25 protein-coding genes are annotated in these 24,924 nt (G+C 72.4%); 3 read left to right on the top strand and 22 right to left on the bottom strand.

The annotated features are described in order from the left end of the window. Nucleotides 1–52: 52 nt before the first annotated feature. The 13 genes from fgd to F9C11_RS30780 all read right to left on the bottom strand — a co-directional run bounded on the left by fgd (nucleotide 53) and on the right by F9C11_RS30780 (nucleotide 13,125). A complete protein-coding gene (fgd, locus tag F9C11_RS30720) occupies nucleotides 53–1,075 on the bottom strand; it encodes a glucose-6-phosphate dehydrogenase (coenzyme-F420) (protein ID WP_409180841.1) in 1,023 nt (340 codons plus the stop codon). Between the two features lie 80 nt (nucleotides 1,076–1,155). Continuing rightward, nucleotides 1,156–2,745, bottom strand: coding sequence for a helix-turn-helix domain-containing protein (locus F9C11_RS30725; RefSeq protein WP_409180842.1), 1,590 nt, complete (start codon nucleotides 2,743–2,745; stop codon nucleotides 1,156–1,158). Continuing rightward, nucleotides 2,742–4,025 (bottom strand): hydantoinase/oxoprolinase N-terminal domain-containing protein, encoded by a 1,284-nt coding sequence (locus F9C11_RS30730; protein WP_409180843.1) that lies wholly within the window; start codon nucleotides 4,023–4,025, stop codon nucleotides 2,742–2,744. The genes F9C11_RS30725 and F9C11_RS30730 overlap by 4 nt, the downstream gene beginning before the upstream one ends. Continuing rightward, nucleotides 4,022–5,086, bottom strand: a complete 1,065-nt coding sequence (locus tag F9C11_RS30735; protein ID WP_409180844.1) for a DUF917 domain-containing protein — start codon at nucleotides 5,084–5,086, stop codon at nucleotides 4,022–4,024. Before F9C11_RS30735 ends, F9C11_RS30730 begins: the two co-directional genes overlap by 4 nt. 29 nt (nucleotides 5,087–5,115) lie before the next feature. Then, nucleotides 5,116–6,261, bottom strand: coding sequence for a M20 family metallopeptidase (locus F9C11_RS30740; RefSeq protein ID WP_409180845.1), 1,146 nt, complete (start codon nucleotides 6,259–6,261; stop codon nucleotides 5,116–5,118). Beyond that, complete coding sequence (locus F9C11_RS30745) at nucleotides 6,258–7,196, bottom strand: DUF1028 domain-containing protein (protein WP_409180846.1); 939 nt, start codon at nucleotides 7,194–7,196, stop codon at nucleotides 6,258–6,260. The genes F9C11_RS30740 and F9C11_RS30745 overlap by 4 nt, the downstream gene beginning before the upstream one ends. Further along, on the bottom strand, nucleotides 7,193–8,002 hold the full coding sequence (locus F9C11_RS30750) for an alpha/beta fold hydrolase (RefSeq protein WP_409180847.1): 810 nt from the start codon (nucleotides 8,000–8,002) through the stop codon (nucleotides 7,193–7,195). Before F9C11_RS30750 ends, F9C11_RS30745 begins: the two co-directional genes overlap by 4 nt. Nucleotides 8,003–8,010: 8 nt before the next feature. Further along, entirely contained in the window at nucleotides 8,011–8,448 is a 438-nt protein-coding gene (locus tag F9C11_RS30755; RefSeq protein WP_409180848.1) for a nuclear transport factor 2 family protein, read from the bottom strand. A 12-nt stretch (nucleotides 8,449–8,460) separates the two neighbouring features. After that, nucleotides 8,461–9,468, bottom strand: a complete 1,008-nt coding sequence (locus tag F9C11_RS30760) for an LLM class flavin-dependent oxidoreductase (protein WP_409180849.1) — start codon at nucleotides 9,466–9,468, stop codon at nucleotides 8,461–8,463. 587 nt (nucleotides 9,469–10,055) lie between these two features. After that, nucleotides 10,056–10,769: an SDR family NAD(P)-dependent oxidoreductase gene (locus F9C11_RS30765; RefSeq protein WP_409180850.1), complete on the bottom strand. Its 714-nt coding sequence runs from the start codon at nucleotides 10,767–10,769 to the stop codon at nucleotides 10,056–10,058. 3 nt (nucleotides 10,770–10,772) lie between these two features. Beyond that, a complete protein-coding gene (locus F9C11_RS30770; protein ID WP_409180851.1) occupies nucleotides 10,773–11,453 on the bottom strand; it encodes a hypothetical protein in 681 nt (226 codons plus the stop codon). Nucleotides 11,454–11,566: 113 nt separating this feature from the next. Further along, nucleotides 11,567–12,178, bottom strand: coding sequence for a TetR/AcrR family transcriptional regulator (locus F9C11_RS30775; protein ID WP_409180852.1), 612 nt, complete (start codon nucleotides 12,176–12,178; stop codon nucleotides 11,567–11,569). Nucleotides 12,179–12,216: 38 nt separating this feature from the next. Next, the gene (locus tag F9C11_RS30780) at nucleotides 12,217–13,125 is read right to left on the bottom strand and encodes a LysR family transcriptional regulator (protein ID WP_409180853.1); all 909 of its coding nucleotides are present in this window, start codon (nucleotides 13,123–13,125) and stop codon (nucleotides 12,217–12,219) included. Nucleotides 13,126–13,222: 97 nt separating this feature from the next. Between F9C11_RS30780 and F9C11_RS30785 the strand changes: the two genes are divergently transcribed. Continuing rightward, entirely contained in the window at nucleotides 13,223–14,563 is a 1,341-nt protein-coding gene (locus F9C11_RS30785; protein ID WP_409180854.1) for a CynX/NimT family MFS transporter, read from the top strand. Between the two features lie 16 nt (nucleotides 14,564–14,579). Here F9C11_RS30785 and F9C11_RS30790 read toward each other — a convergent pair whose 3' ends face one another. Together F9C11_RS30790 and F9C11_RS30795 are read right to left on the bottom strand one after the other, a co-directional pair. After that, on the bottom strand, nucleotides 14,580–15,554 hold the full coding sequence (locus tag F9C11_RS30790) for an alpha/beta hydrolase family protein (RefSeq protein ID WP_409180855.1): 975 nt from the start codon (nucleotides 15,552–15,554) through the stop codon (nucleotides 14,580–14,582). 215 nt (nucleotides 15,555–15,769) lie between these two features. Next, a complete protein-coding gene (locus tag F9C11_RS30795; protein ID WP_409180856.1) occupies nucleotides 15,770–17,419 on the bottom strand; it encodes a hypothetical protein in 1,650 nt (549 codons plus the stop codon). 324 nt (nucleotides 17,420–17,743) lie between these two features. Between F9C11_RS30795 and F9C11_RS30800 the strand changes: the two genes are divergently transcribed. Continuing rightward, nucleotides 17,744–18,943 (top strand): epoxide hydrolase family protein, encoded by a 1,200-nt coding sequence (locus F9C11_RS30800; protein WP_409180857.1) that lies wholly within the window; start codon nucleotides 17,744–17,746, stop codon nucleotides 18,941–18,943. A gap of 11 nt (nucleotides 18,944–18,954) precedes the next feature. Here the strand turns inward: F9C11_RS30800 and F9C11_RS30805 are convergent, their stop codons facing one another. Further along, nucleotides 18,955–19,845 carry a helix-turn-helix domain-containing protein gene (locus tag F9C11_RS30805; protein ID WP_409180858.1) on the bottom strand — a complete coding sequence of 297 codons (891 nt, stop codon included), beginning with the start codon at nucleotides 19,843–19,845 and terminating at the stop codon, nucleotides 18,955–18,957. Nucleotides 19,846–19,883: 38 nt separating this feature from the next. On the opposite strand from F9C11_RS30805, the gene F9C11_RS30810 reads away from it, so the two are divergent. After that, nucleotides 19,884–20,294, top strand: a complete 411-nt coding sequence (locus tag F9C11_RS30810; protein ID WP_409180859.1) for a nuclear transport factor 2 family protein — start codon at nucleotides 19,884–19,886, stop codon at nucleotides 20,292–20,294. Between the two features lie 3 nt (nucleotides 20,295–20,297). Here the strand turns inward: F9C11_RS30810 and F9C11_RS30815 are convergent, their stop codons facing one another. From F9C11_RS30815 to F9C11_RS30840, 6 genes are all read right to left on the bottom strand, one after another. Then, nucleotides 20,298–20,795, bottom strand: coding sequence for a hypothetical protein (locus F9C11_RS30815; protein WP_409180860.1), 498 nt, complete (start codon nucleotides 20,793–20,795; stop codon nucleotides 20,298–20,300). A gap of 110 nt (nucleotides 20,796–20,905) precedes the next feature. Further along, nucleotides 20,906–21,370 (bottom strand): hypothetical protein, encoded by a 465-nt coding sequence (locus F9C11_RS30820; RefSeq protein WP_409180861.1) that lies wholly within the window; start codon nucleotides 21,368–21,370, stop codon nucleotides 20,906–20,908. Nucleotides 21,371–21,929: 559 nt separating this feature from the next. After that, complete coding sequence (locus F9C11_RS30825; RefSeq protein ID WP_409180862.1) at nucleotides 21,930–22,355, bottom strand: hypothetical protein; 426 nt, start codon at nucleotides 22,353–22,355, stop codon at nucleotides 21,930–21,932. 283 nt (nucleotides 22,356–22,638) lie between these two features. Then, nucleotides 22,639–23,157 carry an oxidoreductase gene (locus F9C11_RS30830; RefSeq protein ID WP_409180863.1) on the bottom strand — a complete coding sequence of 173 codons (519 nt, stop codon included), beginning with the start codon at nucleotides 23,155–23,157 and terminating at the stop codon, nucleotides 22,639–22,641. Further along, complete coding sequence (locus tag F9C11_RS30835) at nucleotides 23,154–24,059, bottom strand: class I SAM-dependent methyltransferase (RefSeq protein ID WP_409180864.1); 906 nt, start codon at nucleotides 24,057–24,059, stop codon at nucleotides 23,154–23,156. Before F9C11_RS30835 ends, F9C11_RS30830 begins: the two co-directional genes overlap by 4 nt. A gap of 157 nt (nucleotides 24,060–24,216) precedes the next feature. Further along, nucleotides 24,217–24,864, bottom strand: coding sequence for a TetR/AcrR family transcriptional regulator (locus F9C11_RS30840; RefSeq protein WP_409180865.1), 648 nt, complete (start codon nucleotides 24,862–24,864; stop codon nucleotides 24,217–24,219). Nucleotides 24,865–24,924: the final 60 nt, after the last annotated feature.

The following is a 24,924-nucleotide window of genomic DNA, read 5'->3' on the forward strand; positions in this document are numbered from 1 at the left end:
GCCCGGAGCGCCGTCAGTGGGCTCGCCGCCCTGCGAGGACCGGGCGGCAGGGCTATCCGCCCAGGCGGCGCAACCGCGGCAGCAGATCCCGCCGGGCCAGGTCGAGGAAGCGGGCTTGATCGTCGCCGGGCGCGTGCAGCACCAGATCGGTGAAGCCCGCCTCGACGTACGGGCGGATCCGTTCCACGACCTCGTCGGGGTCGGAGGAAACGATCCACCGGGAAGCGACCTGGGACATCGGGAGCCCGTCGGCGACGCGCTCCATGGCGACGGGGTCGGAGATGCCGTGCTTCTGCTCCGCGGTCAGCGAAAGCGGCGCCCAGAACCGGGTGTTCGCGACGGCGGCCTCGGCGTCGGTGTCGTAGGACAGCTTGATCTCGATCGAGCGCGCGACGTCCCCGGGCTCGCGGCCCGCCTGCTCGGCGCCGGCGTCGACGGCGGGCTGCAGCTTCTCCGTGTAGAGGTCCATGCCTTTGCCGCTGGTGCAGATGAACCCGTCCGCCGTCCGTCCGGCGTACTTCGCCACCACCGGGCCGCCCGCCGCGACGTAGACCGGCACCGGCCGCTTCGGCCGGTCGTAGACGGTCGCGTTCTCCGTTTGGTAGTACTCCCCGGCGAAACTCACCCGCTCTTCGGTCCACAAGCGACGGATGAGGTCGACCGCCTCGCGCAGCCGGGCGAACCGTTCCTTGAACCCGGGCCACGCCAGGCGGGCGACCGCGACCTCGTTGAGCGCTTCGCCGGTGCCGAGACCGAGCACGACCCGTCCGGGATAGAGCGCGCCGAGAGTGCCGAAAGCCTGCGCCACCACGGCCGGGTGGTAGCGGAAGGTCGCGGTCAGCACGCTGGTGCCGAGCCGGACCCGGCCGGTCCGCTCCCCCGCCGCGGCGAGCCAGGCCATCGAGAACGGCGCGTGCCCGTGCCGGTGCCGCCAGGGCTGGTAATGGTCGCTCACCAGCACCGAATCGAAGCCTCGCTCCTCGGCCAGAACAGCCAGCTCGACCAGGCGCCGCGGCCCGAACTGTTCGGCCGATGCCTTGTATCCGACGGTGATTCCCGCGGTTCCGGTGTCCATTCCGGACACTCAACCCGCGCGGCCGCCCCCGGTCATCGTGCACCGCGGCCGAATGCCGGGGAGGCGTTTTGTGCGCGCGGTCAGCCGGGTTCGTCCCAGTCGACCCCGGCGGCGCGCGTGGCCAGGTGCACGGCCAGGCGGTCGTCCGGATCGCCGAGGTCGGCCGGCAGGAGCTCGGCGATCCGTTCCATCCGCTGCATCACGGTGTTGCGGTGGACGCCCAGCGCGGCCCCGGCGGCCTTCGCCGAGGACTGGAAATCCAGGTAGCACCGCAAGGTGCGGACCAAACCGCCGGACGGATCCGCCTCCTCCAGCGGAGCGAGCAGCTCGGCCGCGGCGCCCCGCAACGGAGCGGATCCGTACCAGCCGGCGATCAGCTTCCGGGCGCTGCCTGCGTCGATGTGCTCGACGACCGCCCGGCGGTGCGAGGTGTGGGCCAGCAGGGCCGCGCGGCGGGCCTGTTCGGCGGAGCGGCCGATGCCCGCCGCGCCGGTGTGCGCGCGGCCCACTCCGGCGCACAGCCGCAGCCCCGGATGCTCCGCTTCGACGGCGGCGAGCGTCCGGGCGAGCCGGTCGAGCAGCGGACCGGGATCCGCCGCCTCGGCTTGCACGTCGGCGGTCAGCCAGAACAGCCATCCCTCGGCGCGTTCGACGAGCCTCGCGGCGACGCCGTGTTCGGCCAGCTGTGCTTCCAGTTCCGCGCCCAGCGCGGACATCCGGAGCGCCGCCGGGACGGCCGCCGCCTGCACCTGCACCGCGGTGTGCCGTCCGGCGAGCCGCCAGCCGAGCGCGGTCGCCCGCTCGACGGTGCGGCGGCCCGGTTCGCCGGGCTGTTCGAGGATTTCGTTGAGCAGCAGCGAACGACGCCGGTGTTCCCGCTCGTCGCGAAGGGCTTCCCCGGCCACGTGCACCGCGAACGACAGCGCCGCGATCGCGATCGCGCGCCGGACCGGTTCGAGCAGCGCTCCGGCGGCGAACCGGGGCCGCCGCACCGCGATCCAGTACACCGCGGGCCCGGTCGCGACGACCTGGACCGGGTGCAGCATCAGCTCGCCCTCCGCGCCGGCCGTCAGGGCGACCGGCCGCGCATCGGCCAGCAGCGCCGGATCGGCGCACCGGCCGAGCAGTTCGTGCACCGCCGGATCACCGGCGGCGAACCGGCCTTCCGCGTCGACGAGCGCCACCGGTTCGCCGAGCGTCGCGGTGAGCTGCGAGGTGAGCGCGTGCGCGTCGGCGGGCGGACGCTGGAAGCGGCGGGAGGCGTCGCCGAGCACGCGCAGCCCCGCGATCTCGGGGGCGCTGACGTAGGGCTCGAACGCGGTGACCACCCCGGTCGGAGTGATGTCCTCGACGCCGACGAGCGGCAGCGCCAGCCGGTCGGCGAGCCGGCGGGTGGCGAAGGGCACCGGCCGGTGCGGGCGCGCCGCGACGATTCCGGACAGGCCCGCGCTGCCCGCCAGCCGGATCGCGAGGTCCGCCGCGAGATCGTCGAGCACGAGCTGCTCCCGGCCGAACACCACGACGCTGCGCGGGGCCAGCTCGGAAATCTCGGGCACCGCGGACCCCGGGACGACCGCCCCGACCGGCCGGTTCAGCCCGGATTCGCCCGCGAGCACCTCGCAGTGCTCGAGCAGGCGCAAGTCCAGCAGCTGGGCGAGAGTGACCGTCATGGCGCCGCCGGTTCGAGGATCGGTCCCACCGCGGTCGCCCGCAGGCGCGCGGCCGGCACCGGAACGTACGTCATCAGCGCCTCCTTCACCGGGGTTTCCCGCAGCGTGCGGGGATCGGCGCCCGCGCGGACCGCGGCGTCGCGAGCCAGCTGCCGGGCGCGGGCGGCCGAGTCTTCGCGTCCGCCGGCGCCTTGCCAGAAGATCCGGTCGACCGAGCCCGCCGCCTCCGCGGTCGCCGCCCCGACGGCGGCGGCGAGATCGGCGTCCGGCGGCCGGATCGCGTCCGGCAGGGAGCGCTCGCCGACCAGCACCACCGGGAGGTCGTCGTCCCCGTACCTCGCGCGCGCGACCGCCGCGGAGACAGACCGCTCGCGCCCCGCCGCGGTCAGCCGCGGGAGGCGGACGCCGATCCGGATCCCGCCGAATTCCCGATACGCGGCCGATTCGGGAAGCAAGCCGCCGCGGGTCGTCCCGACGACAGTCCGGCTGCCGGTCGCCTCGACCACCACGGCCGCGGGCACTCCGGCCAGCCGCACCGCGCCGTGCAGCAGCGCCGCCCGAGCCGCCCCGAGGCAAGCCGTGGCGTGCCGCTGCGCGGCGAGTTCGGGCAACACCGTCCCGTCGCCGCGCACCACGTACAGCTCCGCCTCGGGATGGCGCTTCCGGACCGCGGCGCCCAGCTCGTCGATCCGGGCGCGGGCGAATTCGGCGAGCGCCGCGTCGAGCACCGCGGTGTTTTCCCGCTCCAGCAACCCGATCGCCTCGGTCTCGCTGCCTTTGCGCACCGGCACGTCCGGTCCGAGCACGTCGGCGAGCAGGTCCGCGGCCCGCTGTTCGTGGTCGGGGTTCTCCAGCCCGTGGACTCCGGCCACCGCGACCGCGCGGACGGTTCCGGCGCACCGGCGGGCGAATCCGGCCACCGCGGCGAGGTCCAGCGGGGCCGACTCGGCGCCGTCGTATTCGTGCCCGCCCCGCACCGTCGCGACCGGTCCGGCCACTGCTGCGGACATCCCGGCCGGCCAGCCCGCCAGCGGCGGAAGGGCGGTCGCGCCGCCGATCCGCAGGACTCCGACGGGAGATCCCGCGTCGGCGGGCACGGGCTCCGGCAGGACCGCCACGACCCGGTCGACCGCGCCGGCGTCCACCCGGAGCGCGCCGAGCAGCCGCGACGGCGAGTCGGTCCCGGGAACTCCTCGGCAGGACGCCACGATCCGGCCCGTCCCGGCCAAGGCCACGGCCCGGGCGGAGACGGCGTCGATGCCCACTCGCAGCCGGCTCATCGCGTGCCGACCAACGCCGCCGACCCGTCGAACCGCACCGGATCGACGGCGTACCCGAACGCGCGCGGCCCGGCCGCCGTGTGCCCTTCGGGCGTGTGCCACCGTTCGTCGACCGGGCTGGTGAGCACCTGCACTTCCTGGCCCGCGAAGAGATCGACAGTCTGCGTCAGGGCGCCCGTGTCCGCGTCCGCGACCCCGATCAGATCCGGGACCGTGGCCAGCACCGTGCCTTCCCGGCTGACCATCAGGTTCTCGTTCTGGAAGTCGATCCGCACGAAACCCTCCGCGGTGTCGAGGGAAACCACGCCGCGCGGCCAGCCGTCCGAGGAATGCTGCAGAACTTCGGCGACGGTTCCGGTGCACACGAGGCGTCCGCCGCAAGCGCGCAGATACGGCTCGTGCCCGGCTTCGGCGAGCGCCGCTCCGATCCTGGCGCACTCGCTGATCGACCCGGCCGCGCCGAGCCGCGCACAGTCCCCCGCGGTCACCCGATACGCGCTGATCAGCGCCACGAGCCCGAGCGGCGGCAGCACGGCGCGCACCAGCTCGCCGAGCACCGCGCCGGTGCCTTGGCTGAACTCGGCGACGACCCCGGAGCCTCCGACGACGGTGATCGGCGAGACGGGGAACCCGGCCAGCCGCAGCAGGGTCAGGTCTATCGAGGGCAGTGTGCGGCGCATCAGGTCGAGGTCGAGGCACGGCAGCCCGAGTTCGGCCGCGACGGCGAGCGGAACGGCCACGTTGACGCTGCCGAGCTGCACCGGCAGGACCGCCGCGCACTTCCGCCCGGCGCGGGCCTCCACCGCCGCCCGGAGCGTCTCCGCCTCGACGGTGCCGTGCGCCTTCTCGGCGAGGGTGTGCGGGGTGCCGCCGGACACCACGGGGAGAACGAGAGCGTCCGGGTCCAGCACGTCCGCCGTCGCGAGCGGGACCGGGCCGTGCTTCCGGACGGCCGCGAGCAGGAGCTGCTGCGCCAGATACGGGTCGCCGCCGCCACCGCTCCCGAAGTGCCCGGCTCCGCGCACCACGTCGTCGATCGCGGACTCGGCGACGTGCTCCATGCGCAGACCTTAACCTTCGGCGCGCCCGCTCAGGAGGGCGTGACACCCCGGAAACCGGCGTACAGCCGGGCGAACGCCCGAGCGGCGGCGACCAGCTCGGAGACCGGCACGTACTCGTCCGCGGTGTGCGCCACGGTCATCGACCCTGGCCCGAACACCACCGTCGGAATGCCCAGCCGATTGCGCAGGAACCGGGCGTCCGTACCGAGTTTCAGGCCCCGCACCGGCGCGTCGTCCGCCGCCCGCCGGACCTCCGCGACGAACGGATGAGCCGGGTCCAGTTCGGATCCCTCGGCGAACGCGAGGACTTCGACGTCGTAGTCGAACTTCCCGGCGGCGTCGATCAGCCGGGTCACGGTGGCCAGTGCTTCGTCGCGGGTCTGGCCGGGCAGCACGCGCCGGTCGATCCGCAGCCGGCATTCGGCCGCCACGACGTTGACCGCGGCGCCGCCCGCGATCGTGCCCGCGTTGGCGGTCGGAGCGCCCAGCAGCGGATGCTCGCCGTCGCCGAAGTCGGCCAGGTGGAGCGCGGAAACGATCCGCGCCGCGTCGGCGATCGCGGAGCGGCCCGCCGCCGGATCGCTGCCGTGCGCCGCCCGGCCGCGCACCGCGATCTCCACCATCAGCGACCCTCGTTCGGCCACCCCGACCCGCAGTTCGCTGGGCTCGGGCACGACGGCCGCGTCCGCGTGCACCAGTCCGGCGGCGACCAGCGCCTCGGTCCCGGCCCGGCCGCCGGTCTCCTCGTCGGCCACGAAGTGGAAGACGAGGTTCGCGGGCGGCACGATCCCGGCGTCGCGGCAGGCGCGCAGCCCTTCGAGCGCGGCGGCGATCCCGCCTTTCATGTCGCAGGCGCCGCGGCCGTAGAGCAGCCCGTCCCGGACCAGCCCGCCGAACGGCGGAACCGACCAGTCCTCTTCGGACACCGGGACGACGTCCACGTGCCCGTTGACCAGCAGCGTGGGGCCGTCCCCGGACCCGATGCGGCCCAGGACCGACGGACGGCCCGGCTCCGGTTCGAAAATCTCGACGTCGGCGCCCAGCTCGGCCAAGACCGCGCGCAGCGGTTCGACCGCCGGCCGCTCGCCGCCGGGCGGATTCCGCGTGTCGCATTGGATCAGAGCGGCGGCCAGTCCGGTCACCCGGTCGGCTCGGACCGCGGCGGCGGCGTTCATGCCGGCTCCTCGAGGTGCGCGGTGAGCGCGGCGATCGCTTCGCCGTCGAGAAAGCCCAGCGGGGCCAGCCCTTTCGCGAATCCGAGCAACGCCGGCCGGAAGGCCACGACCTCCGCGAACAGGTCGGCGGCCTCCCGGCGCCGTCCGGCGCGGGCGAGCAGCACCGCTCGCCAGAAGTCCGCCTCGCGGTTGTCCGGCCCGATGACCTCCGCCGCCGACGCGAGGGCGCTCAGCCGTTCGGCCAGCTCGTCCGGCTCGACCCCCTCGAACGGCCCGAGCATCAGGCCGCGCGCGAACATCACCCCGCCGACCGCGCCGAAGGCCCGCGAACGCGGCAGAAGCCGCGCCAGTTCGCCGAGCGGGTCCGGATGGTCGTCGACGCGCAGATCGACGATCACCTCGTTCCACGGCTCCGGCCCCCGGCGGCCCGACACGACCAGCAACGCCGCCGACTGCGCCCCGCGCACGTCTCCCCCGGCACCGTCCGCGGCCCGCAGCCCGGCGAGGATCCGGTCGGCGAGATCCCCCTCCGCGGTCTCGAACGCGGAAAGCGCGGCCTGGCATACGCCCGGGGCGGCCAGCATGTTCCCTTGCACCGTCACCTGATGCCCGCGCGCGGAACCGGCGTGCGGCGCGCACGACCTGCCGGTGTGCGCACCCACCGAGCCCCGCGCGTCGACTACTCCCAGCTGGCGGTACGCGGCGTCGGAGTCTTCGGCGACCAGCAGGTCCACAGTGGACGGTGCGGGTACGCCCGCCCGCAGCAACTCCAGGCCGCGAGGCCCGTAGCCGACGTTGACGAACGCCTGGGTGGCCACCGCGCCGACGCCGGCTTCGGCCCACGGCAGCAACGAGCCGACGCCGAAGAAATGGGTCTGGGCGCCGACCCCGAGCCATCCGGTGACCGGGTCGCGCGCGACGATCGAATACGTCACGGCCGTCCTTCCTCCGCCCTCGCGAGGTGCCGGCGCAGGAGGCCGGCCACCCGGTCAGCCTCCTCGAGCATCGGCAGGTGGCCCGCCCCGGCCAGTTCCGTCGCCGTGCCGCCGGTGGCTTCGGCGAGTTCGCGCGACATCGCCGGCGGGCATGTCGGGTCCTCCGTGCCGGCCACCGCCAGCACCGGAATCCCCGCCGCGGCGACGTTTCCGGCCAGATGCCGGATGTCCGCGCCGAACGCTCCATACAGGATCTCGGCGACCACCGCCGTCGGCCGGGCGCCGACCGCTTCCGCCATCACTTCCCTGATCCGCGCCGAATCCCGGTGCTTCCGGCCGACGATCCCGGGCACCTGACCGGCGAAGTACCCGGCCGTCCCGGCGGCTTCGAGTTCGCGGACCATCTCCGCGATCGCCTCGTCCGGAACCCCGGTGCCGAGCGTCGAACCGAACGTCGCGACGCTGCGCACCCGCTTGGGGCGCACCGCGGCCAGCGCGACGCTGATCGTGCCGCCCAGCGATCCCCCGGCCAGATGCACCTCGTCGAGCCCGAGAGCGTCGAGAACCGCCAGGACGTCCGGCACGTAGCCCTCTTCGACGGTGAACGGGCCGGTCTGCCCGGAGTTTCCGTGCCCGCGCAGGTCCGGAGCCACGACCGGCCGGTCCAGCCGCGCGGCGACGTCCTCCCAGACCACCGCCGCGGAGTTGATCGGATGCAGCAGCACGAGCGGGACGCCGGACCGGCCGCCGGTCGTGCGCAGCACCGACAGCGGCCCGGTCCTCCCCTCGACAGCGATGCGGTCCAAGACCGGCCTCATTCCGTTCCGTGCTTGGGCATCTGCGGGTCCTGGACGCTGACGTGCATGTGCCAGATCCGCCAGTCCGGGCCGCCCTTGCCGTCGTCGCGGCGGAAGAACTCGGTGGTGCGGAACGGAGTCGGGACCGCGTCCTGCCGGCCGGGCGCCACCACGTCGGCGGTTCCTTCGGCGGTGAGCAGCGCGACGTCCCCGAAAATCTGCACGTCCGGGCCGGCGACGTCCTTGATCGCGGTGATGCTCAGCCCGATTTTCGCGGCGTTGACCCACAACCGGTGCTTGTCCAGCACGCCGTGGTAGGTGTGGCCGTTGAGGTTGAACTGGTGGTAGCCGTCGCCCTCCGGGAAGTACTGCAGCATTTTTCCGGCGACGAGGCCGACGTTCGCCTCGTACCAGCCTTCGTGCACTTCGAGGATCCGTTCGAGGTCAGTGCTCATGGTGACGCCCTTTCAGTGGGTGAATTCGCCGGTCAGTTCGCCGACCGCAGCGAGGGTTTCTTCCGCGCCGTCCGCGACGACGGTCGCGATGGCGACGTTGTCCGCGCCGGCGTCGAGGTATTCCCGAAGCCGGACCCTCGCGGTGTCCTGGCCGCCGACGACGCCGAAAACGTCGAGCCAGTCGTCCGGCATCTCCGCGGCGACCACCTCCGGACCGCCGCGGGAGAGCATCTCCGCGAGCCGGTCGTTGGCACCGACGGCTCCGAACAGCGGGCCAGGACCGGTCGCGGCGAGGTAGAAAGCGAGAACCGCCTTGAGCGCTTCCCGGCTGGCAGCCACCTGCCCGGGGTCCCGCGTAACGTTGGCCGCGGCGAGGACGGTGATCGTGATGCGCTCGTCGCGTCCCGCCGCGCGCGCGGCCTCGTCCAGCTTGCGCCGCGCGTCCCGCACGTATTCGACCGGCGCGAGCGCGCTGACGAGCAGACCGTCCGCCAGCTGGCCGGTCAGCTCGAGTCCCTTGTCCCCGAGCACCCCGGTGAACAACGGCACCTGCCCGGGGACCGGGTGGGTGAGCGAGACGTCGTGGAAGGCGGCGAACCGTCCCTCCTCGTCGACGGTGTCGCCGCGCAACAGGCCCCGGACCGCGGTGAGGGTTTCGCGCAGGGCGCTCATCGGCGAACGCTGGGTCAGGCCCATTTGCGCGGTCCAGGCCGGAACGCCGTGCCCGATCCCGGGCATCAGCCGACCCGGGTGGGCGCGGGCCAGCGTGCCGATCTCCATGGCCAGCAACGCCGGATGCCGCACGACCGACGACACGACGCCGATGCCGACCGGGACCCGCGACGTAGCCCCGAGCGCGAGCGCGGCGCCCGCGATGCCGCCGAGGAAGAAATAGTCCTCCGGCAGCCACAGTTCCCCGAACCCGGCGGCTTCCGCGGCCGCGGCCTGGAAGCCGATCTGTTCGGGCGGGGTGGTGCTGCCGAGCAGCACCCCCAGCCGGCTGCGAGCGGGACGGGTCATCGGCGGGCTCCTGTCGTGCGGACCGGATCACAACGTTGGCCTCGACGTTAGGAACCGCACCGGGTCCGCCGCTTCGGGCACGGCGACGAAACGGGGGAAGCGCGACAGTGCACGGTGCACGAACGGCGGATTTCCCGGCGTCTCGGGCGTTGGGCGATGACGGCGGATTTGCTTGGGTCGCAAGCGGAACGCTCCCGGCTCCGCCGCGGCGAACAATCGGACGGCGGCGCGGGAATCGGCGGCGGCCGATGGAGGATTCGCCTGAACCGCAAGCAGAACGGTTCCCCTCGGCAACAGTCAGACCGCCGCCCCGGTCACCCAACCCGCGCGGGACCCAGCAGCGGCCGCCAACGGAGGATTCGCTTGGGTGGCAAGCGGAACGCTCCCGGCTCCGCCGCGGCGAACAATCGGACGGCGGCGCGGGAATCGGCGGCGGCCGATGGAGGATTCGCCTGAACCGCAAGCAGAACGGTTCCCCTCGGCAACAGTCAGACCGCCGCCCCGGTCACCCAACCCGCACGGGACCCAGCAGCGGCCGCCAACGGAGGATTCGCTTTAGCCGCAAGCGAAGCCGCTTCGCCATCCGGTCAGACCGCCGCCCGGCCCCCGTCGGCGGCCAGGACCGCGCCGGTCACATAACCGGCGCGAGCACTGGCGAGGAACGCGACCGTCTCGGCGACCTCGGCCGGGTCGGCGGAGCGGCCCAGCGGCACGGTCCCGCCGTAGCCGCCGAGGTCCGGGCCGGTCAGCGCGACCGCCTTCGCCGTGTGCATCGGACCGGGAGCGACCGCGTTCACCCGGACGTTCCCGGCCGCGTACTCCGCCGCCCACGCCCGGGTCAGCGATTCCAGCGCGGCCTTGGTCGCGCCGTACACCCCCATCTCGGGCATGCCGATCCCGGCCGCCGTCGAGGAAATGTTGACGACGCTGCCGCCGCCGTTCGCGGCCATCCTCGGCGCCAAGGCCGTGGCGAGGAGGAAGGGAGCCCGCACGTTCACCGCGAAGACGTCGTCGAACTCGCTGAGATCCTGTGTCGCACCGGTCATCAGCGCCGCGTTGTTGACCAGGATGTCCACCGCGCCCGCTTCGGCCGCCAGCGAGCGCACGCTGTCCGGATCGGCCAGGTCGGCGGCGACGAACCGGGCCCCGAGGCGGTCGGCGACCTGGGCACCGCGTTCCGGGTCCCGGCCGGTGACGACCACGGCCGCGCCGCCCCGGACGAGGATTTCCGCGATCGCGTGCCCGAGGCCCCCGGGCGTTCCGGAGCCGGTGACCAGAGCCGTTTTCCCGGTGAATTCCATCCCTTACTTCCTCGCCGCCGCCGCGTTGCGGATCCAGCTGCGGAACTCGATCGCCAGATGTTCGCAATGGCCTTCGATCATCGAATCCGGCGCCGCGGCGGCGTAGACGACGCGCACCACCACGTCCGCCCCGGTGCCGGTGTCCCGCGCCTGGTGCAGGCAGTAGGCGAACGGCGTGCCGTCGTCGAGGGAAAGTTCCGCGTTCATCAGCGACACCGGATAGGCCGGGTCGAGGTACGCGGCTACCGCGGCGGGCAGTTCCTTGGCCACCGACACGCGGAAGCGCGTGAGATGCCCGCCGATCGTCTCCACCATCCCGCCCGGATACTCCGGCGGCTCGGCGTAGTGCTCGGGGTGCGCGTTCAACAGCAGCACCTTGTCCTGGAACCGGCCCGTAGCGGCCTGCCCGCGGAACCATTCCGCCAGTTCCGTCCCGCTGAGCCCGCGCACGGCGAACTCGGTGCGCGATTCGCGGTAGCCGCCGTCCGAAGCCGCGACGATCTCCCGGTGGAACCGGTCGCCATCCTCGATCTGCCCGGCCAGCAGGTCCATCATCACCTGCCCGCCCGCCACCTCCTTGAGGTTCCGCAGCGCCCGGCGCGCCGCCTTCAATTCCCAGTGGTCCACCACGGATTCGTCCACCGTGCGGCCCATCGTCCGCACCTCGACCGCCACCGCGTCCATCGCTGTCCTTCTTTCTGGAGTGTGTCCCTGCCTCCTTCCACCATAAGATGCATCAGTGCATCTTACAAGGAACGTGATCCACCCCTCAGCGGAAGTGGCGAGCAGTCAGTCCACTATGGACAGCGGCGTTCCCGGGAGACCAGCGGCAGGAAAATCGTGTCCACCACTTCCCGGATCGCGTCCGGGGACATCGGCTCGAGGTTCAGCAGGGTTTCGTTGCGCAGCAAGTCATACGGCAGCCGGGCGATGCGCGGCGTGAGCTTCGCTTCGTCGATCTCCCCCCGCGCGACGGCGCGGCGCGTGACCGCCTCGATCACCGCCCACCGCTCGTCGATCAGCGACGCGCGCAGCTCGGAGACCGTCGTGCCGGTTTCCTCGAAGTAGGCGGCCAGCTGGGCGGTCATCGCCGCGGCGAACATCGCGAACGCCCCGTTGAGCTGGTCGAGCAACGCGACGGTGTCCTCGCGCAGCGACCCGGTGTCCGGATCGGCGAGCGGGAACCGGGCGCTGGCGCGGACGAGCGCGGCGCGGACGAGGTCCGCCTTGGTCGCCCAGTGCCGGTTGACGACCGGACGACTGGTGCCCGCGCGGTCCGCGACCCCGGCGAACGTCAGCGCGGCGTACCCGCCCTCCATCAGCTCCGCCCACGCGGCGTCGAGCAGCGCGGCCTCCAGCTCCGCGCCCCGCCGACGCCGCCGGGGACCAGGCTCCTCCGCAAGATGCATACGCGCATCCTAGCCGCGGCAACTCGCCGCGGACGGCCTCAGCCGGCCAGCAGCGAGGGAACGAGGCCTTCCAACTCCTCCAGCGCGGCGGCGACCGCCGGGTTGGCCCGGGCGCCGGGCCGGGTGACCGTGAGGATCTTGCGCCGCGGCTCGCCTGCGCAGGGCAGCCGGACCACCGCGGCGTTCTCCGGCGCCTGCGCGGTCCGGGGCACCAGCGCGACGCCGAGCCCATGGGCGACCAGGGCGAAGGTGGCGTTCCAGTTCAGCGCGTCGTGGGCGACGTCCGGGGTGAAACCGGCCGCGCCGCACGCGGACAGGACGTGGGTGCGGCACGTGCACGTCGCGCTCGGCACGATCCACGGTTCGCCGGCGGCCTCGGCGAGATCGACCCGGTCGCGCCCGGCGAGCCGGTGTCCGGCGGCGACCACCAGGTCGAACGGGTCGTCCAGCAACGGGCGCTGCTCGAACCGGGCCCGGTCGCGCGGCGGTTCGTCCGGGGCGGCCTCCACGACAGCGAGGTCGGCGTCGCCGTCGAAGAGCCGGTCGAAGCAGTCGGCGGCCTCCGCCTCGCTGATCCTCGGGACGAGCCGGGGGTGGCGGGCGGCGAGCGCGGCGGCGGCCGGGGCGAGCAGCGCGGAGACCGCGACCGGGAAACCGGCCAGGCGCAGCAGCCCGGCCGGTTCGCCGCCGTCGGCGCGCAGGTCCAGTTCGGCGCGTTCCCAGCGCGCCTGGATGTCGTCCGCGTGCGCCAGGAGCCGGTGCGCCGCCGGGGTGAGCCGCACCCGGCGGCCCTGCGGTTCGAGCAGGGCCACCCCGAGTTCCCGGCCCAGCTGGCGGATCTGCTGGGACGCGGCGGACGGCGTGAAGTGCAGCGCCCGCGCGGCGGCGGTCACCGTGCCGTAATGGTCCACCGCGCGCAGCACGTGGAGCCTGCGCAGATCAATCATGTAGTCGATTCTTCACAGTTTGGTCTGGAAAGACAACCTGGACCTGTTCGATGCGCACCACGAACCTGGAGGCGAGGCCGACTGGAAGGAAGTCCCGATGAGCGTCTCGATGAGCACGGTGTGGCTGACGTTGCTCGCCGAAACCGTGGTGGTGACGGGGGTTGCGGCCGGGCTGGCCCGCTGGTCCTCCCGCTGGCCGGGTCCGGGCGCGAAAAGACGCCGGAGCGCCGCGGTCTGGACTCTCGTCGGCCTGGTGCTGCTGGCCCTCAACCTGCGGGCGGCCATCACCGGCGTTCCCCCGGTCCTGAGCCGGCTCCAGGACGAGTTCGACCTGTCCGGACTCGGAGTCAGCGTGCTCACTGCCTTGCCCGAACTGTGCGTGGGCACCTTCTCCGCGCTCGCCCCCGTCCTCGCGCGCCGGATCGGCACCACGGCGGCGATCTCCGCGGCGCTCTTGGCGATCACGCTCGGACTGCTGCTGCGCGTGATCTCCGCCCAGCCGACGTTGTTCGCGGGCACGGTGCTCGCCGGAGGCGGGGTCGCGGTCGGCAACGTCCTGCTCCCGGCGGTCATCAAACGCGTTTTCCCGGATCGCGTAGGGCCACTCACCGGTTTGTCGATGATGCTGCTGTCGGTCGGCGGCGCGGCCGGGGCGGGCCTGGCCGTGCCGTTGGAACACCTGGGCGGCTGGCGGCTGACCCTGGCCGCCTGGACGATCCCGGCCGTGCTCGCCGCCCTCGTGTGGGTTCCGCTCAGTCTCCGCACCCGACCGCCGGGGCGCCCGTCCGCGGAAACCCCTCCCGCAAGCGAATCGGGCTCGCTGCTGCGTTCGCCGCTGGCGTGGTGCGTGATGATCTTCATGGGGATGACGTCGCTGGTGTTCTACACGCTGACGTCGTGGCTCCCGGAAATCATGCAGGGCCAGGGATTCTCCCCCGCCACCGCCGGGACGATGAACTCGGTCGTCATCATCGCCGGCATTCCGCTCGGCTTCGTCGTGCCGGTCGTCGCCGCGCGGATGCGCGACCAGCGGCCGCTCGTCGCCGGAGTCGTCGCCCTGATGGCGGTCGGGCTCGCCGGCCTGCTGCTGGCTCCCGGAGCCGGATGGCTCTGGATCGCGGTCTTCGGAGTCGCCACCGGCGCCGCGTTCCCGATCGCGTTGACGCTCCTCAACTTGCGTTCGGCCACGCACACCGGCACGGCGAGGCTCTCCGGGATGGCGCAGTGCGGCGGATACCTCCTCGCCGCGTGCGGCCCGCTGGCCTTCGGACTGCTGCACGCGCTCACCGGCGGCTGGCATCTGCCGATCTGGCTGCTGATCCTGTTGCTTGCGCCCGAACTCGCCTGCGGTTTGGTGGCCGCGCGGCCCGGTTTCGTCCGGGTAACCCCCGCGCGGCCGCGGCTCGCCGCGCTGGCCCGGTCCTCCGGCTCAGGCTGACCGTCCGCTTGGGACGCTAGCGAAGCCGGCTGGCGAAGAACGACACGATCTCGCGGACAGCGTCGCCCCGTTGCCGGGCCGGGGTCATCTTGCCGACGCAGTCCGCGGGCGCGTCGTCCTCCCCACCGATTTTTCCGGGCGACCATTCGGTGTTGTAGAAGTTGTGGTTGGCTCCCTGCATTACCACCGAACTGGCGTCGCGGTTCTTCCCTTGAACGTCCGTGACGTACTGCAGGCCCACGGTGCCGACTGCTCCGTCGCAGGTGGCGATGACCACCTTGAACGGCACCCGGGTGACCAGCACGTCGCTGTTGTCGTCCTCAGTGGAGTTGAAGTAGACCGGCGCGAGCGGCACGACCGCGCGGATCCGGACCCCGTCGGGCCATTCGGGCGTGTGCTTGTCGGAGGCCTGCCACATCACGCCTTTGCCGCCGCGGGAATGCCCCATCGTCCCGACCCGGCCGAGGTCGACGTGCCCGCGGAACCGGCCGAGCGTCGCCGCGAGCGGTCCCTGGCCGCGCGCGAGGTCGCGCCACAGCTCCAGGTGCTTGTTGACCAGATGGGCGCGCGAGTAGTAGCCCTCGTCGCCGAGGAGATGCGCGTTGATCGCGTTGGCGCTGATCGACACGACGACGAAGCCCCGCTCGGCCAGCTTCTCGCCGAGATAGTCGTAACCGCGGTAGCTCGGCAGCGGCCGCTGCCCCGGCGGACACGGCCAGTCGCCGCCCGGGGTCTTCGCGACCGGGTCCACGCAACTCCACCAGCTGCCGTGCTCCTGCACGATCAAGGGATGCGGCCGCCCGCCGAGGTCACGCGGGTAGTGCACGACCGCGGCCAGCTCCATCGGAACGGACACGGTCGGGTCGTGGAAGGCCTGATCACCGAGGTTGTACTCGACCACGCCGACGCCCTGGCTCGCTTCTGCTTGCGGCGCAATGATAATTGCCGTGGCCAGCGCTAGTGCGGCGACGGCCGTGCGAAGGAATTTCATGCCGCACAGGGTGCCGGGCAAGTGTCAGGGATTCGTGAGCGCCGCCGGAACGGGCCGAACCGGTGCCCGATGAATCCCTTGTCGCCCGCCGGGGCTTGCCAGCTTCGAGATCGTCGCGCGTCCACCCGCGCGGACGGACCGCGGGTTCCGAGCTGTCTTCGCCCCAGGCCACGCCGAAAAGATGCTCGAGCCTCGCGGAGCTTGTCGCCCGGAGGTCAAGCGCGAGCCAGAAGCGTCCAGTCCCCAGTGGACTCGACCAGCCGGAAATGCTGCGCCAGATAGCCGCCGTAGATGCGGGTCAGCGCCTCTACGGTGTCCTGGCAGCAGCCTTGCCCGGCCCGCAGCTTCGGCACCATCACCCAGTGCGCGTCCCCGAACACCTGCTCCGCCGGCGGATGAGTCCGCTCGTCGAAGCTGATCTCCAGGTCCCACCAGAGCGGGCCGCCCGTCACCGGCGTCAGGTCCAGCGCGAAGGCGAACGGGTTGGCCAACGACAAACTGGCCACGCGATCGCCGGGTCGGAGATGGCGGCGCAGCAACGCGAGGCCGTCGTCAAGCATCGCCGGGACCGCGGCCGCGTTGCGGTAGGCGGTCTGCCACTTCGCGTCCGCCGGGACGACGAAGTCGCCGAGATGCGGGCTGGTGATCCGCTGCGACGGCGCGGCGAGGGCGTCTCGGCGGGTCGCGCTGATGCCGAGCGCGAGCGCGTCCTTGCCGGCTATCGGTGCGGTCGTCGCGACGAGCAGCAGGACGAGACCGGCGAGTAGCGGCACCGGAATCCGGCCGCGGCCGTCTCCGCCGGTCCAGCGCGGCAGTTCCGGTTTCCGCGCCGCCACCAGCACGAGCGGAATCACGACGAGGGCGGCGAGGTCGGATTTCTCCGGGCTGTCGGCGGCGGAGATGACGACGCTCGACCCGAGCACGAACAACGTGACCACGAGCAATCGCCACGGCCGGGCCGGTTCTCCGCGCCGCCGGGCGAGCCAGAAAAGACCGGCCACGACGAGCAACGCGAGAACGCCGACCGGCGCGTTGTACGCGATGCTGTGCAGCAGCAGACCGAGCCGCTTTCCGGTTCCCTGCGCGGCAAACGCCGTCACGACGTCTCTCGCGTAGCCGGCCGGGCCGATCCCGAAACCCAGCCAGAACACCGCGACGATCAGCCCGAACCCGGCGAGGGCGCCGAGCAACGCCCGCGCGGCGACGGTCCGCAGGAGCAGCCCGAGGCCGACGGCGAGCAGGCCCACCAGGAAAAAGTTCGCCTTGTCGTAGGCGAGCAGGCCGAGCAGCAGGCCGAGCGCGACGCCGTCGGCCAGCGGCCGCCTGGTGCGCGGCCGGACCAGTACCGCGAGCAGCAATGCGGAGTAGAGCAGCCAGCCGAACTTGTTGTAGAGCATCGCGTACGTCGTCGTGCCCGGCGAGTAGCCCGGCGGTCGCACGGAAATGACGAGCAGCGCCATAAAAACGGTGAATCCCGTCGCATACCCGCCGGGCAACCGCCGATGCGCGACATATCCGGCCAGCACCGCCGCGATCGGGAGAAAGAGCAAACAGCCGTACGTGACCGCGGCGAGCGACGGCACCGCCTGCAACTGCATGCCCAGCGAGGTGAGCGCGTAAACGAGCGGACCGATGGCGTTCGAGAAATCGGCTCCGGGCACTTGGCCTTGCGCGATGCGGTAACCGCCGTCCAGCAGAATGAAATTGTCCCAGGGAGCCACGAGCGCGACCGGGCCGAGCCACCAGGAGAACAGGCCCAGCACGACAACGGCGGTCACAGTCAGCAGCGGCCACGGCACCCGCCGTCGCGCCTCGCGGGCGAAATCGTCGGTTTCCCCGAGCCGGACATCGTTTTCGGTCGACATGCGCTTCCCATCCCCGGGATTCGTCCGACAGATCATTTCCAAACCAACCGGAAAAAAGAAGACCCGGCCGTCTCGCGCTGCCTCGTAATCGAGGCCGCGACCCGCCGCGTTACATGAGGCCGAATGCCGAGAACGACAACGGAAAATCAGCGACAAGAAATCCCCTTGCCCATTTTTCCACCGCCCGGACAGGCGGATAATCGAGTTCCGCGGCCCCATCGGGTGGACCGTCGGCCTCCGCGCGCCGGGACACCGCAATTATCGGCTCGCACACCGCAATCTCGAGCATGGAGACCCGCGCCGCCCGGCTCTACGGTTCGTTCCGTGGCTGAACTTTCTCCGGACGAGACGCCGTCCGCCCCCGAGCCCTTCGCCGTCCGCGTCGACGACGCGGACCTCGCCGATCTGCGGGCCAGACTGGACCGGGTCCGGCTTCCCGAGCACGAAACCGTGCCGGACGCGAGCCAGGGAATCCAGCTCGCGCAGCTGTCGACCCTGCTGACGGCTTGGCGCGAACACGATTGGCATGCCCTCGAACAGCGGTGGAACGCCATCCCGCACTACCGGATGGTCCTCGACGGCTTGGGAATCGCGTTCTGGCACGTGCGCTCCCCCGAACCGGACGCGCTTCCGCTGGTGCTGACGCACGGCTGGCCCGGTTCGGTCCTCGAGTTCGAGGACGTCATCGGGCCGCTGAGCGATCCGGTCGCGCACGGCGGTTCCGCGCGCGACGCCTTCCACCTGGTGATCCCGGCGCTGCCCGGATTCGGGTTCAGCGACCGGCCCCGGGAGCAGGGCTGGAATCCCGGGCGGACCGCACGGGCGTGGGCGCGGCTGATGACGGTGCTCGGCTATCCGCGTTTCGGCGCGCACGGCGGGGATTGGGGCGCCTACGTCAGCACCGAACTCGCGCGGCTCGTCCCCGAGCGCGTCGCCGGACTGCACCTGACGATGCCGCTGGCGTCCCCGACACCGGACGATCTGCTCGCGCCCAGCGCCGCCGAACAACGCATCATCGACCGGCGCAATCTGCACCTGGCCGACGGCTACGGCTTCGGGATGCAGATGAGCACGCGCCCGCAGACCCTGGGCTACTCGCTCCTCGACTCCCCCGCCGGGCTGGCCGCGTGGCTGGGAGAGAAGTTCGCCGCCTACTCCGACACCCGGCCCGAATCCGGCGGCGGCGTCAGCATTTCCCAGCAGATCGACACCATCGCGCTGTACTGGCTGACCGGCACCGGCGCGTCCTCCTCGCGCTGGTACTGGGAAGCGATGCGCTGGGTGCCCCGCAGCGCGGAAGCGGAGAACGCGCAACCGGTGACCGTCCCGACCGCCTGCTCGGTGTTCCCGGCCGATCCCTGGCCGGCCGCCCGGCACTGGGCCGAGCGCCGCTACCTCGACCTGCGTTCCTGGCACGAACTGGACCGCGGCGGCCACTTCCCCGGCTTGGAGCAGCCGGACCTGCTGGTGTCCGAGCTCCGCGACGCCTTCCGGCACGCGCGGAAGATCCGGGCCGGGTCCTGAGGCAGGCGCGGTCAGGAATCGCGGTACGCCGAGGGCCGCGTTCCGGTGTGCCGGAGGAAGGCCGTCGACAACGCGGCCGGGCTGGCGAAGCCGCATCGCCCCGCGATCTGGGAGATCGTCAGGTCGGTGCCGCGCAGCAATCGTTTCGCCTCGTCGATCCGCAACCCGGTCAGATACCGGTACGGCGTGGCGCCGGTCGCCTCCTTGAAGACCCGGACCAGGTGGTAGACGCTCAGGTGGACCTCGCCGGCGAGGTCGGCCAGGGCGAGCGGCTCGGCGAGCCGCTCGCGCATCGCCGCGATCACCGCCCGCACCCGGGGATTCTCCCGCGCCGGCACCGCCTCGGCGGACAGCCCGGCATGCCGGGTGAGCAGCTGCATCGCCAGGAACGCGGCCGCGGACTCGGCGTAGAGATCGTCGGCCCCGCCCGCGCCGCCGAGGGCCCGGACGATCTCCTCGACCAGCGGATCGCCCGCCGTCAACGACGCGGCCATGGCGTCGAAGTCGACCGCGGCGGCGCCGAGCTGTGCCGCGGTCGAATCGACGACGGCCCGCGGAAGGTGGACCTGCACGCTGTTCAGCACCCCGTCCGCCCGATAACGGCGCCGGGCGGGCTGGTCCGGAGGCATCAGCTCGACGCGCCCCGGCGTCCACCGGGCGCGCGTCCACCGGCCGTCCCGGCGCGTCTCCATCACCGCGCTCCTCCCGGCCGGCAGCACCAGATGCAGGTCGGCCGCGGCCGGGAGCGCCACGTCCTCGGCGACCGGGACGTGCTCGAACCGCTGCACGAGCAAGGACTCCCAGCCGGCGTCCTCCCAGCTGCAGTACGTGCGCCGGACGTAGCGCGCCATTTCGAACCCGGCATACGGCCGGAGATCCAGCCGCGTGGAGTCGAACACCATGACCCCCAGGCTAGCGACGATTGACACCAGGAGGCCCGATGACCGCCGCCCATCCCGCGCGCACCGCCAGCCAGGCACTGCACGCCGCCGTCCGGAGGAAGGACAAGGCGGCCTGGCTGGACCTCTTCGCCGCCGACGCCCTCGTGGAAGATCCCGTCGGCCCTTCGCAGTTCGACCCGGAGGGCCGGGGGCACCGGGGCCGCGACGCCCTCTCGGCGTTCTGGGACCAGGCCATCGCTCCCCACGAGTCGATCGAGTTCTTCTTCGACGATTCCTTCGCCTGCGGGGACGAAGTCGCTTACACCGGCCACGTCCGCAGCCAGAACGGCGGACAGGTGTTCGAGGCCGAGGGCGTGTTCGTCTACCGGGTCGGCGCGGCGGGGAAGATCGTCGCGGTACGCACCTGGTGGGAGGCCGAGCGCACGATGCGCACGATGCGGCCCGCCTGATCGCTACGCACGGCGCGACAAGTGGGCGGCGGTCCTCCGCCAGGAGAACCAGTACGCCACGTGCGGAATCCCGGCGAGCAGGCCCAACCCGGAAATGCTGCCGCCGGCCACGAAGAACGCGTAGGTATCCGTCCAGTCGGTGTCCGCCTGTTCCCCCGTGAAGTTCACCGCTCCCGCGAACTGGACGGCGGCCCCGGCGGCGATCAGCGCCACCGCGGCCGCGGTCAACCGCCGGAGCCGGTGCTGCCAGGCAGGCAGATCGGCGGCGGGACGCCGTTCCGGCTTCGGGAGCCGCAGCCAAGCCACCGCCGCCGCCGCGCCGATCAGCAGACCCCCGACGGTGCAGGCCATCCCGAAAAGGAAGGCACCTCCGGCGCCGATGTTGGCCCCGCTGTGCGGCGGCGCGGTGACGAGCATGACGAACCCCATGGCGAGCAGCGCGGTTCCGGCGAAGAGGATCCAGAACGCGACCAACGTCAACGTCTTGACTGCAGTTCTCATGATTCCTTCTGGGTGAACTCCGCCTGGCGACCCGCTGTTCGAGGACAGGTTCGGCTGGCGGGGCAAATGCTTGTGACGCGTTGGACGCAGGCCGAACGGACGGCTGATCGCTACGCGCGGTGCAGGAAACGGTCAGAGTTCTTGCGCCAGTGCAGCACCGGCGGAAGACCCGTCAGCACGCCGGCGGCGGAAATGCCGAGGCCGACCGCGAAGACCGGGATATCGCTCGTGAAGCCGCTGCCCGGCGGCCCGCTGAAGAACGCCGGACCCACGCCCAGCACGACCGCCCCGACGGCGCACAGGCCGATCGCGACCGCGGTCAAGCGCCGGAGACGCTTGTCCTGGGGCAGAATCCGCACCGGCGGCCGCCCGTCGCGTCCCTTGTCCCGAAGCCGGGCCGCTGCTGCCGCGACGGCGATCAGCAGGCCCAGGCCCGTCGCGCACTGACCGAAGAAAAGCGAGCCAGCCGCACCGAAATTGAAGCCGGGCCCGGCCGGCTCGGCGATCGCCATCACGGCTCCCATGCCCAGCAGCACGTCGCCGACGACGACCAGCCAGATCGCGGTGACGGCCAAGGCCCTGACAGTGGTTCCCATGGTTCCTTCCGACTGGATGACGCCTCCGCCCGGCCACTCGGCGCTGTGCCCAGCACCCGCTCGACCTCGCGGTTCCCCCTCCTGATCACCCAGCCGCTCGCCCCTGGTGCACGAAACGCGTGAACGACTGATTTCAGGCAAAAGCATCTTATCCGGTCGCGAACTGCCCGGCGGGGCCTCGCGGCGATGACGCCAAACGGTTACCAACACCCGCCGTGCGCGCGAATCTGCTCAACCGGCGCGCGGGGCGGGAATCCGGTCGCGAACTGCCCGGCGGAGTCCCGCAGCGACGACGCCAAACGGTTACCAATACCCGCCCTGCGCGCGAACCCGCTCAACCAGCACGCGGGCCGGAAATCCAGTCGAGACCAGCCCGACGGAGCCCCGCAGCGACGACGCCAAACGGTCACCAACACCCGCCCTGCGCGCGAATCTGCTCAACCGACACGCGGGCCGGAAATCCGGCCGCGAACTGCCCGGCGGAGTCCCGCAGCGACGACGCCAAACGGCCACCAACACCCGCCGCGCGCGAATCCGCTCAACCGACGCGCGGGCCGGGAATCCCGGTCCCGTCCGCCGGCCGGTTGCCGCGGTAGCGGGCGACCACGACCCGGACTCCGTTGCGGAACGCGTCCGGCATCGCGGCGAGCACCGTGCTGCGCGGCACCGGACGCGGGAGGTCGAGCCCGGTCATCGGCCGGGCGAGGCCGATTCCGCGGACTGTCCACCGCAGCCGCCCGTCCTTGCCCCGGTCGGTGAACTCCAGCGAAACCGGGCGCAGCGCCGCCGCGCGCACCAGCCCGCTGTCCGGCCCGGCCGGGATGAGCACGTCGCCCGCGTCGAGGAGAAGGCACACGCGGTCGACCGGCTTCAGCCCGTCGATCGCGACGATCCCGTGCCGGCCCCGTTCCGGCGACCGGAGCAGCCGGACGCATTCGCGATGCGTCAGCTCCACGTCGTCCATCGCGCAGCTCCTCCCCTCGCACTCCAGTGCACTCAGGATCCCGATTCCGCCCCGCGGCGCGCAAGAACGCCCGCCGCCCGGAGCGGCGTTTTCCGGCTGCTGTCGACGAACTCACTATTCGCCGGAAATCCTGGCCCGCCAACCGCGTTCACCGGGTCGTGGGACGCGCTGGAGCATTTCGCCCCGGAATGCCGGTTCCCCGAAAACATTTTCGACGGAATGAAGAATCAGCAGCGAGAAGGAGGAAAATACGCGGAATCCGGTGCCGAGAATCAACGGGTCGTCATGCCGGGATCCGGTACCAGCGGCAATGGACGACCGGCTCGACCGCCAGCACGACGACCGCGGCCGCGAGCGCGGCCGTCCAGACGAGCCAATCGCCCGACGCCGCGACCGACCACCCCGCGGCGGCGGCCACGACCGCCGGCCTGGCCAGCGTGAACGGTCCGAGACCGAGCAGGATCACCACCGTGCTGCCCCGCATCGGCAGCAGCCAGTACGCCAGCAGCGAGGCCACCACGACCGCCGCGAACGGGATCAGCACCTGCAGCATCCGCGCGCCCGCCTCGACCAGCCCGGCGTACCGGGCCCCGGGATCCGCCGAGGCCGCCAGAGTCGCCGCGATCAGCGTCGCCACCAGGCCGAGGCCCCCGGCGCCGCTGGCCAGCCCCCGGCGGGAGGCCGCCAGATACCAGGAACGCTTGCGGATCCGGGCGTTGCGGCCGGTCGCGGCCCGGAAACCGGCGAGCGCGGCGTCGAGGAGCGCGAGCGTGCCCAGCCCGAGCGGAACCAGCACGGTCATCTCGCCCGCACCAATCCACGAGCGCGGCGGCCCAGTGCCCGCAGCACCTCGCCGGTCAACTGCGGGCGCAGGCCGACGACCGGGCGCATCGCCGCGCAGAGCGGATTGGTGTACCTGGTCGGTTCGAAGAGAAACGTCTCCATGCCGGTGGCCTGCACGGCGGCCGACAGCAGCACGTTGTCGCTGTGGGCGCGCCGCGCGGACGCGACGCCGTCGTGCCGTCCCAGCGGCTCCCGCATCCGGGCCCGGTGAAACAGCCAAGCGCCGAAGGGAGCCAGCCGGGTGGCAGCAAGGTCGTAGTGGATGAACGCCTGCGCGCCCGCGCGGTCCTGAGCGCGGAAGAACTCCGGCAGGGCGTCGGCGGGAAAGTGGTGCAGCACCCCGTTGGACAGGTAGACGGCGGCGCTCTCTGTCAGCGCGAAGGCGTCCCCGCAAACGAAGGTGCACGGGAGCCGCTCGTCCTCGGCCAGCCTGCTCGCTTCGGCCACGAGAGCGCGATTGAAGTCCACGCCCACCAGCTCGACGTCTGGCCCGAGCACCCCGGAACTGGCCAGGCTGCGCACCAGGAACCCCAGCCCGCACCCGATGTCCGCGACCCGCGGGCGGATCCCCTCCGCCCGGACCGCGGCGAGGACCGGCGCCAGCAGTTCGGCGAAGCGCTCCGCCATCCGGACTTCCTCGTTGAGCCGCTGCAGTTCGGTGTGCGCCCGGATCAGCAGCCGGTCCACCGCGTCCGGATCCAGCACGTCGCCGAGCACCGGGATCCGCCGCACGATCCGGGCGGCCCGGTCGTCCCCGGCCGCCCGCAGCGCGGCGACCACCTCGGACCGGCGGACGGGAAGGCGTTCCCCGGTCACCGGGTCCCACGCCGCCACCAGGTCGGAGATCTCGAGCACCGCCATCCGCGAACTTTAGCGAGCGCCGCGTGCTCGAACCGCCGGCCGCGTTGCCCCTCGCCCGCGTCGCACCGTTGGCCGCGCAGTGAACCGCCACCGGCCGGGGCAGGTCAGCCGCGGGCACTGTGCGGAACCGTTGCCACCGCACAGTGAACGCGACCCGTCAGGGCAGCTCCGCGGTGAGCAGCCGCAGGCCCTGTTCGAACAGTTCGGTCAGGTCCGTTCCGGTCAGCTGGTCCTGGGCTTCGGCGAGACGCGGGTACTCGCCGCCCTGGATCGCCTGGCGCAGGTGGCCGATGTCGGCGGGCAGGTCCGGGCCGGACTGGAGCGCGGCCTGTTCTTCGAGCACGTGGCCGGTCGCGAAATGCAGGATCAGCAGCGAGGTCTTCATCGCCGCCGCGGCGTCGAGTCCGGTCTCGCGCAACGCGCTGTTGAGAGCTTCGGCGAAGCCCAGCGTGTTCGGGCCGACGGCGTGCGTGCCCGCGTAAACCCGCGCGCCGTCGCGATGGGACAACAGCGCGGTGCGCAGGCTCCTCGCGAGAGCCAGCACGCGTTCCCGCGGCTCGGCGATTCCGTCGGCCGCGGCGCGGCAGCCGTCGAGCATCTCCTCGGCCATCGCGGTGAGCAACGCCGTTTTGGTCGGGAAGTAGCCGTAGAGCGTCCCCACCTGGACGCCGACCGCGGCGGCCAGTTTCCGCATGGTGAGCGCGTCGAGGCCCTCTTCGCCGAGCAGCCGGAGCGCGGCGGCGGTGACGTGGGCCCGGTCGGCGGCGGGCGGGCGACCTCGGGTGCGGGGCTGGTGCGCGGTCATGTCGGGCTGAGCCTACCAGCGTGTTTGACAGCTTCGCGCTTCCGCAGGACACTGGCGGCA

Source organism: Amycolatopsis sp. VS8301801F10 (assembly GCF_046195355.1).
Classification (GTDB): domain Bacteria; phylum Actinomycetota; class Actinomycetes; order Mycobacteriales; family Pseudonocardiaceae; genus Amycolatopsis.